This window comes from Amaricoccus sp. W119 (genome assembly GCF_047275745.1).
GTDB lineage: Bacteria > Pseudomonadota > Alphaproteobacteria > Rhodobacterales > Rhodobacteraceae > Amaricoccus.
On sequence record NZ_JBKQWU010000212.1, the window covers coordinates 1 to 688 of the forward strand.

Genomic DNA, 688 nt, shown 5'->3' on the forward strand with positions numbered 1-688 from the left:
ATAGTCGCGCCGAGCGGTATCAGTCCAGGGCATCGGATCTCCGTCAGTCTTCGCAAACCGACGTGAATCACAACCCGCTGATATCGCTCAACTCATTTCGGGTCCGGCTCTCAGGGATCGAAGCTTGGTGAAGTGATGCTCATCACACGCCTGGAATGGCTGTCAGCGGGCCGATACAGACATCCGGACTTCGCGCTAATGCGCATCGCGAACAGCCCCCAAGGGTGGTCAACGTAGGTGGTAAGAATTTTCTCCGCTACCGATAATCACACAAGATCAATAGCATGGGGGGATTCTGGGGTAGTGGCGGAGAGGAAGGGATTCGAACCCTCGAGACGGTTCCCCGCCTACGCCCTTAGCAGGGGCGCGCCTTCGACCGCTCGGCCACCTCTCCACCGATCCGTATAGGCGGCGAGGTCAAAAAGCTCAAGGGCAATCCGGATGGGCGTCATGGAGCCATCGATCTCACCCCGAAGCGTGGCTACGGAACGCCCTCCGAAGCGTCCTGCGAAGTCCATGCACCGCGTCCAGCTCGGCGAGGCGCCGCAGCTTCTGGAGGTCGGTGGGAGCGGCAGCTGGACACCCGCAATAACCCTCCCCTTTGAAGGGCGGTCGTGATTCACTGGCTCCGTCGAGATCGGAGGGGTGAGATGGAGCAGCGTTCCCTGTTCGGGTTGTCGGAGCACCT

At 60.6% G+C, this 688-nt stretch carries 1 tRNA gene; it reads right to left on the reverse strand.

The features are described 5' to 3' along the window. Window positions 1-304: 304 nt before the first annotated feature. Window positions 305-394, reverse strand: a tRNA-Ser gene (locus ACLJK8_RS23060). Between the last annotated feature and the right edge of the window lie 294 nt (window positions 395-688).